Origin of the sequence: Natronosalvus rutilus, assembly GCF_024204665.1 — an archaeon.
Lineage (GTDB): Archaea > Halobacteriota > Halobacteria > Halobacteriales > Natrialbaceae > Natronosalvus > Natronosalvus rutilus.
This window is the reverse complement of sequence record NZ_CP100355.1, coordinates 914692-931606: the sequence shown is the minus strand read 5'-3', so window position 1 is coordinate 931606 and position 16915 is coordinate 914692. Positions and strand designations below refer to the sequence as shown.

General features: G+C 67.0%; 17 protein-coding genes. 6 read left to right on the top strand and 11 right to left on the bottom strand.

Annotated features, from left to right (window positions below; genetic code table 11):
- Positions 1 to 33 precede the first annotated feature (33 nt).
- The 5 genes from NGM29_RS04605 to NGM29_RS04585 form a co-directional block, all read right to left on the bottom strand.
- Positions 34 to 819, bottom strand: coding sequence for a hypothetical protein (locus tag NGM29_RS04605; protein WP_254159238.1), 786 nt, complete (start codon positions 817 to 819; stop codon positions 34 to 36).
- Positions 820 to 933: 114 nt separating this feature from the next.
- Positions 934 to 1842: a pyridoxal 5'-phosphate synthase lyase subunit PdxS gene (gene pdxS / locus NGM29_RS04600; RefSeq protein ID WP_254159237.1), complete on the bottom strand. Its 909-nt coding sequence runs from the start codon at positions 1840 to 1842 to the stop codon at positions 934 to 936.
- A 54-nt stretch (positions 1843 to 1896) separates the two neighbouring features.
- The gene (locus NGM29_RS04595; protein ID WP_254159236.1) at positions 1897 to 2571 is read right to left on the bottom strand and encodes a DUF6517 family protein; all 675 of its coding nucleotides are present in this window, start codon (positions 2569 to 2571) and stop codon (positions 1897 to 1899) included.
- Between the two features lie 47 nt (positions 2572 to 2618).
- Positions 2619 to 4103, bottom strand: a complete 1485-nt coding sequence (locus NGM29_RS04590; protein ID WP_254159235.1) for a sodium:solute symporter family protein — start codon at positions 4101 to 4103, stop codon at positions 2619 to 2621.
- Positions 4100 to 4360: a DUF3311 domain-containing protein gene (locus NGM29_RS04585; RefSeq protein WP_254159234.1), complete on the bottom strand. Its 261-nt coding sequence runs from the start codon at positions 4358 to 4360 to the stop codon at positions 4100 to 4102. Before NGM29_RS04585 ends, NGM29_RS04590 begins: the two co-directional genes overlap by 4 nt.
- 174 nt (positions 4361 to 4534) lie before the next feature.
- Between NGM29_RS04585 and NGM29_RS04580 the strand changes: the two genes are divergently transcribed.
- Positions 4535 to 5590 (top strand): ArsR/SmtB family transcription factor, encoded by a 1056-nt coding sequence (locus NGM29_RS04580; protein ID WP_254159233.1) that lies wholly within the window; start codon positions 4535 to 4537, stop codon positions 5588 to 5590.
- A gap of 49 nt (positions 5591 to 5639) precedes the next feature.
- Here NGM29_RS04580 and NGM29_RS04575 read toward each other — a convergent pair whose 3' ends face one another.
- Positions 5640 to 6752, bottom strand: coding sequence for a CPBP family intramembrane glutamic endopeptidase (locus NGM29_RS04575; RefSeq protein WP_254159232.1), 1113 nt, complete (start codon positions 6750 to 6752; stop codon positions 5640 to 5642).
- Between the two features lie 127 nt (positions 6753 to 6879).
- The gene (locus tag NGM29_RS04570; RefSeq protein WP_254159231.1) at positions 6880 to 8184 is read right to left on the bottom strand and encodes a glucose-6-phosphate isomerase; all 1305 of its coding nucleotides are present in this window, start codon (positions 8182 to 8184) and stop codon (positions 6880 to 6882) included.
- A 124-nt stretch (positions 8185 to 8308) separates the two neighbouring features.
- Here NGM29_RS04570 and NGM29_RS04565 point away from each other — a divergent pair, with 124 nt between their 5' ends.
- Positions 8309 to 8860 (top strand): DUF8056 family protein, encoded by a 552-nt coding sequence (locus NGM29_RS04565; RefSeq protein ID WP_254159230.1) that lies wholly within the window; start codon positions 8309 to 8311, stop codon positions 8858 to 8860.
- A gap of 92 nt (positions 8861 to 8952) precedes the next feature.
- Positions 8953 to 9432: a DUF5812 family protein gene (locus NGM29_RS04560; protein ID WP_254159228.1), complete on the top strand. Its 480-nt coding sequence runs from the start codon at positions 8953 to 8955 to the stop codon at positions 9430 to 9432.
- Between the two features lie 63 nt (positions 9433 to 9495).
- On the opposite strand, the gene NGM29_RS04555 is transcribed toward NGM29_RS04560, so the two are convergent.
- Positions 9496 to 10296, bottom strand: coding sequence for an Ig-like domain-containing protein (locus NGM29_RS04555; protein ID WP_254159226.1), 801 nt, complete (start codon positions 10294 to 10296; stop codon positions 9496 to 9498).
- Between the two features lie 119 nt (positions 10297 to 10415).
- Between NGM29_RS04555 and NGM29_RS04550 the strand changes: the two genes are divergently transcribed.
- Positions 10416 to 10565 carry a hypothetical protein gene (locus NGM29_RS04550; RefSeq protein ID WP_254159225.1) on the top strand — a complete coding sequence of 50 codons (150 nt, stop codon included), beginning with the start codon at positions 10416 to 10418 and terminating at the stop codon, positions 10563 to 10565.
- Positions 10566 to 10708: 143 nt separating this feature from the next.
- On the top strand, positions 10709 to 11644 hold the full coding sequence (locus NGM29_RS04545) for an HFX_2341 family transcriptional regulator (RefSeq protein WP_254159224.1): 936 nt from the start codon (positions 10709 to 10711) through the stop codon (positions 11642 to 11644).
- A gap of 5 nt (positions 11645 to 11649) precedes the next feature.
- On the opposite strand, the gene NGM29_RS04540 is transcribed toward NGM29_RS04545, so the two are convergent.
- The 3 genes from NGM29_RS04540 to NGM29_RS04530 all read right to left on the bottom strand — a co-directional run bounded on the left by NGM29_RS04540 (position 11650) and on the right by NGM29_RS04530 (position 15963).
- On the bottom strand, positions 11650 to 12282 hold the full coding sequence (locus tag NGM29_RS04540) for a Yip1 family protein (protein ID WP_254159223.1): 633 nt from the start codon (positions 12280 to 12282) through the stop codon (positions 11650 to 11652).
- 183 nt (positions 12283 to 12465) lie between these two features.
- A complete protein-coding gene (locus NGM29_RS04535; protein WP_254159222.1) occupies positions 12466 to 13116 on the bottom strand; it encodes a hypothetical protein in 651 nt (216 codons plus the stop codon).
- 138 nt (positions 13117 to 13254) lie between these two features.
- Positions 13255 to 15963 carry an efflux RND transporter permease subunit gene (locus NGM29_RS04530; protein ID WP_254159221.1) on the bottom strand — a complete coding sequence of 903 codons (2709 nt, stop codon included), beginning with the start codon at positions 15961 to 15963 and terminating at the stop codon, positions 13255 to 13257.
- A 128-nt stretch (positions 15964 to 16091) separates the two neighbouring features.
- On the opposite strand from NGM29_RS04530, the gene NGM29_RS04525 reads away from it, so the two are divergent.
- Positions 16092 to 16742: a DUF8102 family protein gene (locus tag NGM29_RS04525; RefSeq protein WP_254159220.1), complete on the top strand. Its 651-nt coding sequence runs from the start codon at positions 16092 to 16094 to the stop codon at positions 16740 to 16742.
- Positions 16743 to 16915: the final 173 nt, after the last annotated feature.

The window sequence follows — 16915 nt, the reverse complement described above, 5'->3', positions numbered from 1 at the left end:
CGAAGGACGCTCGCCACGATGGGGGCTCCGATTTCACGGTGAGCCGCGCTTCCCTCGCCAGCGGCGGCCATAAATCCGCGGAAGTGGGTCGATCGCCGCGCCCCGAACGGCGGGCGGAACCGACGAATACCGCACGGAGGCGCTGTCCGGCAGCGGACCGCCCGGAAGCAGCGAGACGGCTGTCGGGTTTCGAGGCCCTTCTCGCCGTCTCTTGGAGGGCTTCGACCGATTCCCGGCGTACACCTCCTCGAGGGCCGCGTGCCCCTCGAGCACGCCGCGACGAGCTTGTTTCATCCGTTTCTTGGCCTGCTGCTGGAGCGCCACGTTGGGCGCCTCGGCCCGGATCTCGTCGCCGAACGCCTCGAGGTCGGCTGCGGCTCTCGAGTCGCCGTCCGAAGCCGCGGACATCCGATCGGGACCGACCACGTCCTCGATCTCTGCCTTGAGTCGGTGGCTCGCCTGTCGAAAGTCCACGAGGTCGACCGTATTCCAGAGTTCCCGCAACTTGATCGCGTGGCGGAGCTCGCTGAGATCGAGCACCTCGCTCGCGTCGCGATCCCGGATCGCTTTCGGGAGGTTCTCGACGTCGATCAGGTCGGGGAGGTCGTCGGCGTCGACGGCGTCGGGCAGCCGTTCGAGGTCCACCGTCTCGAGAAGGCCTTCGGCCGCGTCGGTGATCTCCCACAGCTCCTTCGCCAGGCTCGACACCCGCTCGTCGGACGCGTCCTGTTCGATCGCCTGAAACAATCCGGTCGTTCCCCCAAGGACGCGTTCGGAGAGCTGCTCAAGTCCGTTCGTCTCGCTCGACGTACTGTTCATACCGTACAGAGGCGCCGAACGGAGAAAACGAGGCGCCTTACCAGGGAAAGGTCACGAGGCAGGAATCGCGTTCGGGCTGCCGATTCGGTGACGAAGACGGGTTCGAGTCCTCGTTCAGACGCCTCGGCCCTGCATCCGCTCCTCTTCGGGCAGGTCGACGTTCGCGTCGCCCTTCATGCTCTTGCCTAGGTTCTTCGAGATTTCGGCGAGCGATTCGGGATCGTCCCAGTGGTTGACCGCTTCGACGATGGCCTCGGCCATCTCCGGCGGGTTCTCCGCGCCGAAGATGCCACTGCCGACGAAGATGCCGTCGCAGTCGTGGGTCATCATGAGCGCGGCGTCTGCCGGGGTGGCGATGCCGCCCGCGGCGAAGTTCACGACCGGGAGCCGCCCCATCTCCGCAGCCTCGTGGACCAGGTCGGCGTTCGCCTCGATCTCGCGGGCGTACGCCTCACGTTCCTCGTGGCTCATTCCCTCGAGTTTGCGGATCTCGCCTTTGATGGTTCGCTGGTGGTAGACCGCCTGGTTGACGTCGCCGGTGCCGGCCTCGCCCTTGGTGCGGATCATGGCCGCGCCCTCGTCGATCCGGCGCAGGGCCTCCCCGAGGTTACGCGCGCCGCAGACGAACGGCGCGGTGAACTCGCGCTTGTCGATGTGGTAGTCGTTGTCCGCGGGCGTGAGCACCTCGCTCTCGTCGATCATGTCGACGCCGACGGCCTCCAGGATCTGGGCCTCAGTGCGGTGGCCGATACGGGCCTTGCCCATGACGGGGATCGAGACGGAGTCGACGATCTCCTCGACGTCGGCGGGATCGGCCATTCGGGCGACGCCGCCGCGCTTTCTGATGTCGGCGGGGACGGCCTCGAGTGCCATCACGGCGACGGCGCCGGCCTCCTCCGCAATCCGGGCCTGTTCGGGGTTCACGACGTCCATGATGACGCCGCCTTTCTGCATACGGGCGAAGCCGCGCTTGACGAGATCGGTGCCGCGTCGGAGCTCCTCGAGATCGGTTGGCTCGGGCATGAGCGAGCGTTCGGAACCCCGGCACTTACGCGTGTCTGTTGGGCTTCCGGCTCGTCAGTCGACGACAGACTCGTCCAGTTCCGCCCTCGCGTCTACCTCCTCCGGACCCTCGACCGAGTCGACCGTCTCGCGAACGCGAGCGCGGACGAACGCGGCGATCGTCTCGCGGTCGGCCTCCGGGTGGATTTCGATCTCGGCCACGTCGTCGACCGCGTCCTCTGCCCCTACCTCTGCCTCGAGGACCTTCTCGGGCGGCGCCTCGAGCGGAATCGTTCCGCCCGCCATCGCGAACTGGTCGCCCGCGGGCCAGACCGCGAGGTGCGTTTCGGTGTCGATCCGGGCGTCGCCGGCGGGGTGGGCCGTCTCGAAGACGTACCACCGGCCGGCGGTACCGTCGCCGCGGTCGAACTCGGTGACTGAACGCTCGTCCTGGACGGTGATTCCCTCCTCGTCGAGTAGCGAGACGAACCGTTCTTTGGCCGGGTCCGCGGCCAGCGACATCACGTCCTCGACGGATTTTCCGAGCGCCGACAGCGACGGCGAGAGGTCGACGTCGATCCCGAGCAGCGACCGGGGCTGAATATCACAGTCGCCGATCGTCGGCGTCCCGGGGTGCTCGTAGACCGTCGTTTTGGCCGTGATCGACAGCAGCGAGATCGAAACGTCCTCGGTTCTCGAGCCGACGGGCTCCCAGTTCTCGCGAAACGATGACGGCAACTCGGCGGGCATACCCCCAGCTTCGACGGCCGCCCTTTTTGCCGTAGCGGTCTCCCGACTCAGTCGGCCTCGAGCGCCTCGAAGTAGATCGCCCGCTGTTCGGCAGCCGCGGGGGCGGTGAGCCACGAGACGCCCACGGTGAGCGCAAGTCCGAGGCCCATTCCGACGAGGCCAGCCGACCAGCCGCCGTAGCTACCGGGGACGAAGGAGAAAAAGACGCTCGCGAGGTAGAAGGCCTGGCTCCCCAGGATTCCTGCGATAATGCCGGATCGAGTCGTCCCGCGCCAGTAGAGCGCGACCATCACGGGCAAGGCGAGCTGGGCGAACCCGCTGAATGCGGCGTTGCCGAGGTCGAACAGCGTGGCCGCATTGTAGAGGCTCGCGAGGAAGGTCGAGACGGCGAAGACGACGACACCGAGGCGGGCGATCGTGTCCTCACGGCGGTCCGAGAGCGTCGCGTCGACGAACGGGCGGTAGAGGTCGCGCGTGAAGTACGACGACCCCGACAGCAACATGGAATCCGAGGAGGACATCATCGCCGCCATCGCGCCCGCGATGACGAGCGCGGCGAACCACGTCGGGGTGAACTCGGCGAGAATCAGCGGGAGAACGTTGCCACCGGCTTCGATTTCGGCGACCGCGATACCGGTCTCGAGCCCGCGCGCCCAGGCGCCGAGCATGAACGCGGGGACGAAGAGGAGCAGACAGAGGACGGGCCAGAGGGCGAACGACCGCTTGAGCACCGCTTTCGACCCTGCGGCGAAGAACCGCTGGTTGACCTGCGGGAACATGGCGACGCCGAAGCCGATCGTGATCGCCGTCGAGAGCATAAACTGCGGGGAGTAGTAGGCCCCGCCCAGTGCGAGGTGCTCGCTCGCGGTCGCCTCGAGTTCGGCCGTCGCCGCGGTCGGGCCGCCGACGGCAGCGAGCACCCAGAGCAGGGCGACCCAGGTCGTGACGAGCATGAACGCTCCCTGGAGCGTGTCGGTCCAGGCGATGCCCCGGAAGCCCGCGAGGACGACGTAGAGGATCATGAAGAGGGTGATGAGGCCCGCCCCGCCGGCGTAGGGGATCGCGCCGTCGGTCAGCGCCTCGAGGGCGGTCCCCGCGCCGACTTGCTGGAGCATCACGTACGGGAAGAGCCACATGAGGCTCACTCCAGCGACGAGGCCGCGGAGGCGCCTCGAGCCGAAACGGTCACCGAGCATCTCGCCGAGGGTGACGTAGCCGCGTTGCTGGCCCAGTAGCCACTGCTTGTAGCCGACGACGTACCAGAGGACGGCGAAGATGAGGCCGTCCATCACGCCCATGACGAGGATCCACTCAGGGCCGTGGAGGAAGGCGAGGTTCGGTCCGGCGAAGAAGGTGAACGCCGAGAGCAGGGTCGCGAAGGTGGTAAACAGCAGGACGACGGTTCCGAGCGTTCGGCTGGCGAGGTAGAAGTCCTCGGCCGTGCGCTCGGTGAGCCGGTAGGCGACGAGGCCGACGGCGAGCGCGAGCAGGAGATAGCCGACGATGATGCCGAGCTGGAGCGCGAGGATCACCGGCGATCACCCTCCGCTCGAGCGTCCGACCGCGGCGACCGTGACTGCGGTCGGTTCGGTTCGACGCCGACGCCCCAGGCGCGCTGTGCGAACGCCCAGAAGAGCGCGGAACACAGCGCCAACCAGCCGACGTGCCACCAGAGCCACAGCGGCAGACCAAGGGCGATCCTCGCGTTCCCCCAGAGGAACCACGGGATCCCGAGGAGACAGACGAGCACCGCCGCGAGGATCCAGCCGATCCGTTCGAGTCGATTCATACGCCCCGTCGTCACTCGGCCTGGGTAATTGTTTCTATTCGACTAGGGCCTTTGAAGACGATCGTTCATCAATGGCGTTTCAGGCAGTTTCGAGCGGGTCTCCGGAAGGTAAAACAGCTCTTTTACGTAGGGAAAGGGGTATGTATGTCGGTGAGAATACCAGAATAGAGACCGATGGCCCGGCTGTTTCCCCTTCGCTCCGAGACGCCCGCCCAGGAGGGCCAGCCTCGAGTCGTCGACCTCGAGGACGAGGACGCCGACGCGGTGTTCGGTGCCCTGTCGTCGACGACGGCCCGACGAATCTACAGTCACTTAAACGACGAACCCGGGACGCCGAGCGACGTCGCCGACGCCATCGACTCCTCGATCCAGAACGTCCGCTATCACCTCGAGAAACTCGAGGACGCGGGACTGGTCGAGGTCGTCGACACCTGGTACTCCTCGCGGGGCAACGAGATGAGCGTCTACGCGACGGCGGACGGGCCGCTGATCGTGACGAGCGACCGGTCGACGGCCGAGCGGTTGAAGACGGCGCTCTCGCGATTCATCGGGGGCGTTGCGGCCCTCGCCGGTGGGAGTTTGCTCGTCCAGTACGGACTCTCAAGATACGTGGGTCCGCAGGCGGGAACGGAAGGGACGGCGGGAACTGGTGGAACGACTGATGGTGGGGCTGCTGGAAACGGGAACGGGAATGGAAACGAGAACGGGGCCGGCGACGAAGCCGGCAACGGAAACGGAGCGGCATCCGACGATAGCACAGAGGGGACCGAAACCGAAGATAGCGAGGCGGCCGAAGAGGATACGGCCGATGGCGATGGGGCCGACGGAGCCGATAGCGGAGACGGTGGGACCGATGGCGGCGACGGCGGAGACATGGGTACCACCGACGTGGACGAAACCGACGACGCCCCGGAAGCCGACGACGACGCCTCGAGCGACGGCGGCGGTAGCGACTCGGCCGCGGGGGACGACGCCGCTGACGCGGACGGCGCCAACTACAGCGACAACAGCACCGACGGCACCGACGGCGACGTCGCCACCGACGGCGGCAACGAGTCGATCGTCCCGTCGGGCGACGACAACGGTACCGTCGACGGCGTCACGGACGGCGCTGCAGAGGCTGCCGACGCCATCTTCGCGACGATTCCCCCAGGGGCGCTCTTCTTCCTCGGCGGTCTGGTCGTGCTGATCGCCGTCACCGTGTACTGGTACTGGGCGACCTCCTACTGAGCCGGTGTGTCCCCGGCTGGACTCGAGGGAGACGTGGCGGGGTGCTTCGTTACAGGGCAATCGACGCGAAGATGACGGCGTTGTAGATGCCGTGGATGAGCGCCGGGACGACGAGGTTGTTCGTCACGAGATACACCGTTCCGAGCACGAGTGAGAGGCCGAAGACGATGGCCAGGCTGGCGATGAGCGCCTCCGGGCCTGCCGTTGCGTACGCAGCGGTGTGTATCGCCGTGAAGAGGACGCTCGAGACCAGGAGGGCCCCGACCGGGGAGAACACGTCGTACATCGACTTCTGGATAACGTTCCGGTACATCAGTTCCTCGAACGGGCCAGTGATGAGAATCGAGGCGGGGACCATTACGTAGAGGAGTTCGGGGTTTCGTTGTGCGGCCTGTGTCGCCGAGTGCTCGGCCCCTTCGATGCCACCCGAAGAGAACAGTACCGAGATGGCAATATTGACGAGAAAGATGAGAGCCACGCCCCCGGCGATCCAGGCGACGGCGCGGAGACTCGGTTTCTCGAGGTCGAAATACGAGCGGTCGCGCCCCGTGTTGTAGACGTAGGCGACGGCGATCGCTGCCGTGCCGATGGCGACGCCGATCTGCATGACTGCCTGTCGCTGGATTTCAGACAACCCGCCGACGACGAGCACGACGGGAATCTCGAGGAGGAGGCCGATCAACGGACTCACGATCCAGGCGACCAGTGCGAGCGCCGCGAGGCGTGCAGTCACGACGGTTCGCTGAAGCAGGCCGCTGGTCGGAACTGATCCGTACTCGGCGAGTGCGATGCCGATAGCCGTTCCGCCCGCGAGAAACGACACGAAGACGGTCGGGATCCGCACACCGAGGCCCGGAATATCTGCCCCGCCAGAGATGCCCTGCGTGAGGGCGTAACCGGCCAGCAAGACGACGAACAGGCTACCCAGCGCTCCGGCCAGGCTGTAGCGACGCTCGAGGAGGTCGTACCGGCGGCCGGCGAAGACGGCGAGAGTCCCGACGGCGAACAGGAGTCCGAACAGGACGGCGAGGTGGTCGACGCCGTCCCGGACGGGGACGGCGAGTCCGGTCGTCGCGAACGCCGCGACGACGAGACCAATGCCGGCGACTGCCCCGGTTTCGTCGCTCGATCGAGCGCGGTCCTCCCGCGCGGTCTCGTTCATATCTCTCCGTTCGCCCGAACGATAATAGGCGCTCTGCAATCGGGACCTGGTCGCGTCCGTCGAGGCCGTTCGAGTGGACTTCCGTCGTCGCGTCGTCACGCCCCACCGCCGTCGACTCGTTCTCGGATTACCGCTCGACGCGCAACGTCGTCTTCTCGGCGACCGCCTCAGCCTCCTCGAACTCGCCACCCCCGAGCAGCCCCCGGGTGGCGTTTTTGGCCCACTCGACGGCCGGCTGGGTGAACGTGCTCACCTCGTAGAGTTCGCCCGCGAGGACGCAGGCGGCTTCCATGCCGTAGAGGAGGCCACCGAGTTCGAAGGCGTCGACCGACTCGAGTTCGACCCGGACGTTGGGGCGACCGGCGGCGGCGAGGCTCGCCTCGGTGGCCTCGAACTCCGCCTCGAGCAACTCGCCGAGGGTGGCGTCGCCGAGGTAGGCGAGTTCGTCGACGTCGGTCCCGGGGATATCTCGGTCGGCGGTTTTTCGCGGTGTGACGAACGTCACCAGCTTGTCCCGCGGTCCGGCCCGATAGAGCTGAAGCTGTGAGTGCTGGTCGGTCACCCCCAGCGCGCGGACGGGCGTCTGGCCCAGGTCGTCCTTGCCAAGGCTCTCGGCCCACAGCTGGGCGAACCACTCGGCGTAGGTCTCGAGCGACTCGGCGTAGGGGACCATGGCGTTCATCGAGGCGCCCCGGGCGTCGAGCGCGTAGGCCGTCGCGCCGTAGGCGTAGGCCGGACACTCGAACAGCGATCCGGTCAGGGTGTCGGCCTCGGCCGCCGCTCCCTCAAGGATGGCCTCCAGGTCGTGCCCGCAGACGGCCGCGGCGACCAGGCCGACCGCCGAGAGCGCCGAGAATCGACCGGGGACGCCGTCGGGCACGGAGACGGCGGCGAGGTCGTGGCGATTTGCAAGTGACCGCAGGGGGCCGGACTCGCCGGTCGTCACGACCGTGCGCTCGGTCCAGTCGACACCGGCGTCCTCGAAGGCCTCGCGGACGACCAGGAAGTTCGCGAGCGTCTCGGCGGTCGTCCCCGAGCGGGAGACGACGTTGATCGCGGTCGACTCGAGGGGCAGAGCCTCGAGACGGCGGGTGATCCAGGCGGGGTCGATGTTGTCGAGGTAGACCGCCTCGGTGCCGTCGCCCGCGTCCGCAAGCGCGTCTGTGATCGTCGCCGCGCCGAGCGCGCTCCCGCCGATGCCGATGGTGACGAGCGCGTCCACGTCGGCCACCGGCTCGACCGCTGCGCGAATCGCGTCTGGATCCGTCCGCTCGGGGAGATTCAGGGCGGCGTAGCCGTGTTCGTCGTTCGCCCGTCCCGCCTCGATTCGCTCGTGCGCCGTCGCAACCCGTTCGTCCAGACGCTCGAGGCCCTCCCGCGAGATGCCGGGAGAAGCGACCGACGCGAGCGCGTTGCCGATGTCGACGTCCATATCGGAGAGGCGATAGCGACCGGTAAAGGCGTTCCGTCACGCCTCGAGGCGGCGTTCGCTCCGAGCGAGAACTGGGCGCTCGAGCATCGCATCCCTTATTCGCCCCGACTGCCAATCGCGGACAATGAGCGCGTCTGACGAGGCGGTCGACTCCGGAGCCACACCCGGCGACGAGACGACCGACTCGAGGACGTACGGCGGAGTGCTCGGGGCGTTCCCGTACGCGATTCGCCAGAGCAACTCGCGGCTGTTCAGGAGCTACGTCCTCGTCGGTGGAGCCGTCGCGGTGATCCTCGTGTTCGCATTCGCCCTCTCCTTGGTTCGCGTGATCGGGGAGACGGTCGGTACGACGGCGACGCTGTCGTTCTCCCGGTCGTTCGTCATCGTCGTCGGCATGGCCGTCGTCGCACCGATCCTCGCGCCCGTCTTGCTCGTCGCCCGTCGCCACCGGCGGCAGGTGGGTAACGACGTTCGGTACGACCGGCGACTCGCCGCCAGCGGCTACCTCTTTCTCGCCGCGCTGTACGTCGGCCTGATCCCGACGGTCCCCGCGGAGTTTCAGACCGAGGGCGGTCCGGTAGTGAGCTTTCTGTACGGCCTCCCGCCCGCCGTCGGGCTCGCCATCCCCACGCTCGCCGGGGCCGGAATCTACATCGTCCACCGGCTCTCCCGGTAGCCAAGAGGAGAGCAGCGCACTCGAGTCGACTCACGAGCACAAGCCCGCGACGAGTCGAAACCCCGAAAGCCATCGCGTGCCTCCCCTCGAGCATGACCGAGAAGACGGGCACCTTCGTCGTCACCCACGCCGAGGACGAGTCGGTCGTCCTCCGGGACGTCGACTCCGCGCAGGTGCACACGCTCGCCGCGAACGACGGCCTCGAGACACACGACGTGCTCGAGGCGACGATCGCCCCCGAACCACCCCTCGAGGTCTCCTGGACGCTGATCGACGTCGAGGATCGGCGCCGGGTCGAACTCGTCGACAGCGACCTCGAGCCGACCACCCACTCGAAAGAACTCGTTGCCGACGCCGACGTCGGCGACCTTCACCAGCACGAGCGGGCCGGAACGGGCGAGATTCACGTCTTTCGGGTTCCCGCAGCGCAGGTTGAGGAAGCGGCCCGCGACGTCCTCCAGGACGAGGAGACCATCGCGCGGGCGGCCCGCCTCGAGGCCGTGCGCGTCGAGGTTCGTCGAGCGGTGGACGACGAGGACGGCGTGTTGAGTGTCAGGTACCTGCCGGACTGACTCGAGTCTAACCCGCACGTCCGGCAGCCTTCGACGTTCGTCACCGGCCGGTTCCAGTCGTGCTCAGAACTCGCCGTACGGATCGCGCCGTTCGATCGACACCTCGCCGGTGGCCAGAACGCGAATCACCCCGCTCGCGCTCCGGTTCGGATCGACAGTCCACGTGCCGGCCGTCGTCGCCCCCTCGTCCGTCTCGATCGAGATCCCGTGATCCCCACGAACGGCGCTCACGTTTCGAACGTGGACGGCCGATCGAGGCTCGAGGTCGACGGTTTCCTCGTTCGCCGTGTCGCCCTCGTGGGTCATGGTGACAGTGACGTCGTGAGCGAGGTGGTCGAAGTTGGTGACGGCGAACCCCGACGCGCGTCCGTCCCCGTGGTCGGCCCCGAACGTGCGGTCGGCGACTCGGTGTTCGGTGGCGTCGTCGCCGATCCGAACGGCGTACCCCTCGCCGACGGCCCACTCGATGGGTGGCGGGCCGTAGTCGCGGTGCTCGGGTTCCGAACCCGCCCCACACCGCGAGTAGCCGGTCGCCACGGCGAACGCGTAGACGCCGTGATTGGTTTCCGCCTCGAGTACGGCGTCGGACGCGACGTCGATTTCCTGCAGATTGCGGCACTCGAGCGTGTTGTACGTGAGCGCGTGTTCGTATCCGGAGACGTACGCAGAGACGTGCTCGGCCGTCACCTCGGCAGGTCGTTCGGGTGGTTCTTCCGGACCTGGCGTGAGTGTGGGCGGGTCGGTCGGCGCGGGTGGGTGCGGATCGAACGTCGCCGAACTCGGCACGTTCCCGAGACGGCCCGTCGGCGAAATCGAAAGTGTACCCCCGATTCCGGTTGCCGCAAGGAAGTGGCGTCGATTCACGTCGCTTGAGAAGACAGTCACTCTATAAATAACTTCTCGCCGTTCGAGAGGTCTGGTACTACGAGCCGAAGATACCGTCTTCGGGCAAGGTACTTGGCCACGAAGGCGAATTACGGAGCATGGACGAAGAGCACGACACGGCAGCGAACGAGAACACCAGAGACGAAGCCGAACTGATAGCCTGGATCGAACAGCGACGCGGGCGCGAACTCACCGAGGAAGAGACGAGTCTGTCTCTCGCCCAGGCTCGCCTTATCGGCGAGCTATGAGGCGTACCAGTCGTTCGAAACGGAACGCAGGTCGGTTCGGTTTCAGAGACGCTGACGGCAGCCAGGACGACAGCGACTGACGAACGCGTCGCAGCGGTCGAGAGTCTGGTGGTTTTTATACTATCCGACCACCTCTACCGCGTATGCAAACCCACATCGTCCCGGTCGGCTTCGACTACGACCGGCTGATCGCACCACTGGTGCGCGATCAGTACGGCGTCGACCGCGTCATCCTCCTCGAGGGGGCCGTCGGGAGCGAAGCCAACGTCGAGTACTCCCGGCACCTCTCCCAGAAACTCGAGACCGACTTCCAGAACCTGCTAGGGGCGACAACCGAGCGGTTCGTCCTCGAGGACGTCTACGACTACGACGAGGCGTTCGAGCAGGCCTACGACCTGATCAACGACGAACTCGACGAAGGCAACGAGGTCTGGGTCAACATCGCTGCCATGCCCCGGACGGTGAGCTTCGCGTTCGCGACCGCCGCCCACTCGCTGATGGTCGAGCGCCAGGACGACCGCGAGCACATCCACACCTACTACACGGCTCCGGAGAAATACCTCGAGACGGAACTGGCCGAGGAGCTACGCGAACAGTCGGCCTTGCTCGAGGATCTGCTTGCGGGAGCGACCGACGGCCCCGACGAACCGGCGAGTGAAATCGAAACCGAACGCGTGGCCACCCGCCTCGACAGCGCTCGGCAACTCCTCGCGGAGTTCGACGAACGCGGGACGACCATCGGGGCGAAAGAGATCGACGGCGAGCACATCGTCGAGTTGCCCGTGGCCTCCTTCTCGAACGTCAAGCCGTTCGAGGAACTCATCCTCTACAAACTCGGCGAGGATGGCGAGTTCGAGTCCGTCTCGGAACTCGCAGAGGCCCTCTCGCGCGAACTCAACGAGGAGTACACCGACAGCTTCCGCTCGAAGGTGATCTACAACGTCGACCGACTGGGGCCGGGCGGCAAGGGCTACATCGAGCGCGAGGAACACGGGAAATCCTATCGGACGCGGCTGTCACGGATCGGCGAACTGTGGGTCCGCGCGCACTCGGATTCGGCTGCGATGCCCGACCGGTGAACGACTCAAAAGAGCGCCATGAGCGAGAAGAGACCCAGGAGGATGCCTACGCCGAGCGCTGCCACCCCTTTCGGAATGTTGGCTTCGCTGGCGAGTCCACCGGTGAGCAGGTACCACTGCCAGCCGATCGTCACCAGGGAAGCGACCAGTGACAACGGATCGATCGGCGCCATCGCCGCCTCCAGCGCGTCGACGCTCCGGTCGACGTCGGTGATGGTCACGTCCGAGAGCGCGACTCGAAGTCCAACGAGGCCGATTGCGAGTCGAACGAACTCCGGTAGCGCGGCCCACCCCGCGAGCGACAGTACACCGGTGAACGACGGCGTCCCGCCCGCGAGGCGTCCGACGGCGTAGAGAGTTCCCGTCCCGAGCGCCCAGAGGAGGAGCGGAGCGAAGACGGCGAAGCCGAGATAATCGTGGACCGCCTCCTGGACGAGTTCGCCCGCGTCGCGCTCGATCGTCTCGGGTTCGCTACAGCCTTCGGTGACGAGCGAGTCGGGATCGTCCCCGTACATGTCACAGACCATTTCGGGCGGTCGATCCGGATTGTCCATCGTGACGGTGGCGTCGATCGTGCCGGCGAGCATTGATCCGACGAGCGAGACGGCGAGGACGAGCGCGATCGTGTACAGAACCACCAACCGCGATCGGGAGGGTCGTCTTCGGCGGTCGTTCGTCGAAGAACGCAGCCGGCGACAGGAGGAGTTGTGCGAGCGAGCGGAGGGCAGGGATCATTGCGTTCTCGAATAATTAGATAAACAACAAATAAATCCCCCTTCGAGCTATCCGTCTATCGAAGGAGACGGACTCGAGGGAGACGGTCAACGCCTCCGGTCGCCCCGTTCCCGGTCGCCCTCGTCGTCGCCATCGGAGGACGACTCACCAGGGCCTGCGTGGTCCGGCGGGCCTCCACTGCTGGGCGTTCCTGCGTGCGGCGGCGGGCCGTTGCCGGACGGGTCCCCATTGCCTCGTCGATCTCCCCCGCCGCTCCGTCCCTCGTTCGATCGAGCGCGTTCGTCCCGGTCCGAGTTCGCGGCCGACCGACGCTCACCGCGGGTCTCGCGGCGTTCGTCGTCCGCAGTTTCGGATCCGTGGCGTTCGTCGTCGCTCGAGGGGGAGGCATCGTCGGTTCCACGCTCGCGTCCAGTTGGATCGTCAGATTCGTCCGGGTCGTCGTGGTCGTCTGAGCCATCCGGGTCGTCAGATTCGTCCGAATCGGCCGAACTACCGTTCGGATCAGGTCCCGCGTCGGTACCATCGTCGACCAACGGCGACGTCGTCCACGAAAACGGGTCCGGGGTGGGACTGTCGTCGGAAGCGTCGTCGCTCGAGTCGATCGCGTTCGGCTCGAGGGCCGGGACGAGCAGGAGGGCGAGTCCGACGAAGGTGACGGCGGCGAGCACGATCGGGACGGCGAGACCGAGCGTCGACGTCGAAAATTCGTCGTCACGTTCCGGGCGGTCGTCGGGCATCGGTAGTCGTCGAGAGGCGGCGAACGACCTTCGTTACGCACACCGAACTGGCGCAGGGTTTTAGGCGAAGGAGAGGGTGCTCAGCCCCTGCCTCAAGGAACGAACGGCGGTAGCCGTGGGTGAGTAGGCGGGGGTAGTTCACGCAAAGCGCTCGAGCACCCGTTCCCGAACGACGAGCAACGACGGGAGAACCGTCAGGCAGGCGACGAACGCGAACACGATCGCCAGCCCGGTCACCAACCCGAACCGTTGGAGCGGCGGCGCGAGCGCGAGGGCGAGCACCCCGAACCCGGCGGCAGTCGTCGCCGCACTGCCGAGCAGGGCGCCGCCCGTCCCGGTCACCGTCGCCGAGAGAGCGCTCTCGAGAGTCGGGTGCTCGCGCCGCTCGGCGACGAAGCGCTCCCCGAGGTGGATGCTGTAGTCGACTCCGAGACCGATCGCGAGGCTCGTGATGACGGCCGTCTCGCTGTTGAACGGAATCTCGAGGAGCGCCATCGCGCCGAGCAGCCACGCCAGCGCGGCGACGACGGGTGCGAGCGTCACGAGGCCGAGCGAGACCGTGCGATAGCGGACCCAGTAGAGGACGGTGAGGAAGACGAAGATCACGACGAGGGTCACCGCGAACGCCCGGACGAGCGTCTCGAGCAGGGCGTCCTGGATCACCGCGGTCGTGACGGGGCCGCCGGTGGCGACGGCCGTGACCGATCCGCCGCGGTCGGCCGTCCCGTCCTCGACCGCGGTCGCGAACGCGCGTGCATCGTCGGCGACGTCCTGGGCGGACTCGTCGCCGCGCACGGAGACGACGAGGCGGGCGGACTCGTAGGCACCGTCGTCGGTTCGCTCGAGCACCGTCCCGGCGGCCTCGGCGTCGGCTTCGAACAGCAGGTCGTACAGGCCAGCCAGGTCCTCGTCCGGAACGCCGTCGCCGTCCGTGTCGCGCTCCTCGAGGGCGGTCGCGACGGTGTCGTTGTCGTCCGCGACTGCCCGAAGGGTCGACAGCGGGCCATCGACGGCGGAGGTGCCGTCGGAGCGGACGACGACGGTGCCGTTGGGATCGACGCCAGTTCGGGCGTCCTCGATCGCCTCGAGGAGTGCGGGATCGGTGATGGCGTTGCCGTCGCCGCTACCGTCACTGGCGCCACCGCCGTCACCCCCACGTATCAGCACCTGTGCCTTCCCGCCGTCGCCCCGTTGCTGGAAGTTCTCGCCGAGGTACTCGACGTCCTCCGCGATGGTGTACGTCCCGGGTGCCAGCGGACCGGGCAGGGACTTCGCCCACTCGGGAGCGTCCTGTGGCAAGAAGTCGGCCCGGTTGAACTCGGTGTCGATGCCGGTCGCGCCATAGACGCCGCCCGCGGCAACGAGGAAAGCGACGAGGACCACGGCCACTGGGGCGCGTTTCGCGAGCGTGACGCCGCTCGAGAGCGCGCGGTTGACCGGCCCCGGCGTGGAACCGAAGGCCGGTTTTGCGCGGTTTCGACCGAAGCGGTTCTCGAGCAGGCCGTCGACTTCGACCTTCAGCGCGGGGACGAAGAGGCCGAAGGCGACAAAGGCGGCGAAGATGCCGCCGGCGCTGAGGATCGCGAAGTTCTGGATCGCTGGGAGCGGACTGACGACGTTCGAGAGGAAGCCGACGCCGGTCGAGAACGTGGCCGCCGCGAGCGCGAGGACGACCCCGCTAACGGCGAGGACCATGCCGCGGCGGATGCCGGTCTCGATTCCATCGTCGGTGGTGGCTCCCGCACTGCCGCCACCGCCAGCCCCCTCGAGCGTCCCGTTCCTGGCCTCCCGGTAGCGCATCACGACGTGTAACGAGTAGTCGATCGAGAGCCCGATCAGGAGGAAGGGGACGGCGATCAACAGCTGGCTGGTCGGAATCTCGAACCAGCCGAGGAGGCCGCCGAGCCAGGCCATCACGACGGCGATGCCGGTCAATCCCAGGAGGACGTCGACCACGTCGCGGTAGGTGACGCCCAACACGAACAGGACGAGCACCAGCGCGACGGGGGTGATGATGGCGAAGCTGTCGCCGACGGCGCTCGAGGAGGCCTCGTCGGAGATGCCCTGGCCGAAGACGAAGCCGTCGTCGAAGCGCTGCTCGAACAGGGTCTCGAGTTCGACCTGGGCGTCGTAGGCGGCCTGTTCGGTGGTCTCGTCGGCGGCAGCGTCGTTGGCGGTTTCGTCGGTTCCGCTGCCATCGTTGCTCGCGTCCGAGGCTCCGTCACTCCCCTCCTGGAACACGAACGTGATCCGTGACTCGGCACTCGTCGACCCCGGTTCGTAGCTCGAGGGCAGGAACTCGTAGGGATCGCCCCCGTGCGTCTCGGCGTCCGGGTCGAGCACGTCCGCGAGGAGCGCCTCGACCTCCTCGTCGGAGTGCGACTCGAGGGCCGTAATCTGTTCCTCGAGGGTAGGCTGGCTGGTGTCTGGCGGGCCCTGCCCCTCGCTCGCCGCGGCCCGATCCTCGAAAACCGCGCCCGTCGCGACGACGTTCTCGAGGCCGACGAATCCCTCCTCGGCCAGCGTGGCGTTTCGGTCGGCGCCCTCGCGGAACTCCTGCTGGAGGCGTAAGCTCTCGAGCAGGGAATCGCGGGTGAGGACGTCGCCGCCCTCGTCGCGGACGACCACCTGGGCGACGATCCGGTCGTCGGTCTCGTAGCGTTCGTCGACGTACTCAAGGGCCGCGGTCTCCTCGGAGTCGGTCTCGAACTCGCCGATGCCGGCGCTTTCGGTCTCGTTGACGGCCGCACCCACGGCGACGAGCGCCGTGAGGACGAGAACGGCGAGGACGACCCAGCGGCTGTGTTCGACCACGAACGCCGCGTATCGTTCGGCCAGGTCAGCCACGGTATCGTCCCCTCCGCGCGGACTGTGCTCCACCGGCTCCCGTCCCGACACTCGACATTGGCGGCTCTCTGACCCGAGTATTCATATAGGTTCGGTTGTTATCGGCCACGTATAATCGATAGTGGATTATGAACACCGACACCGACCGCGACCGGGGGCTGTTGAGTCCCGCCGACCGGGCGTACCTGCTCGGCGAGCGCGAGATGAGCCACGACCAGTCCAGGCGCAACGCCGAGGCGCGCATCCGAAACCGCGTCCACGACGGCGTGCTCGACTTCGACCTCCTCTTGCACGCCCTCTCGAGGAAGGACCGCGAACAGATCTTCGCGGACGTCCACACCGACGACGCCTTCCTCGACGGCCTCCGGGCGATGGTCGCGTTCGCCTACGTCGGCGCCTACGAACAAGGTCTCGCGTTCGAGGAGGTGCTCGTCCCCGCCGTCAGAAATTCCGAGGAGGCCATCGCGGCCAAACAAGCGGGCGAGAACGTCTCCGTCAATGTGACCTTCGACGTGGAAACCGAGGTAGAGAACACCCTCGAGGGCGTCGCCGCCCGCCTCGAGGCCGGCGACCCGGTGACGCCGCGACAGCTGCTCGCGCTGGTGATGGAAGGCAAGCACGACCCGACCGAGCACGACGAGGTCGTTCTCGTGCGAGCAGGAGGGGACTCACCCCACGACGACGGCGTCGACGACCAGTTCCTCGAGCGCCTCGCGGCATACCTTGAGGCCGACCTGGACCTCGAGACGGAGGGGCGAGCGGTGATCCGGCCCCGGTGAATTGGGGGCGAAGCCGCGTTCGCGAGGAGTACGAGAAGACGCGAAAAGGCTAACACGCTGTAGCGATCAGTACCCGTATGGACGAGTCCGTCAAATTTTGCGACGACGGTCCTCGAGCCGCCGTGTTCGTAGGGGCCTTCTAGCCCCATCTCCTTCCCGCGTTTCGACGGTTG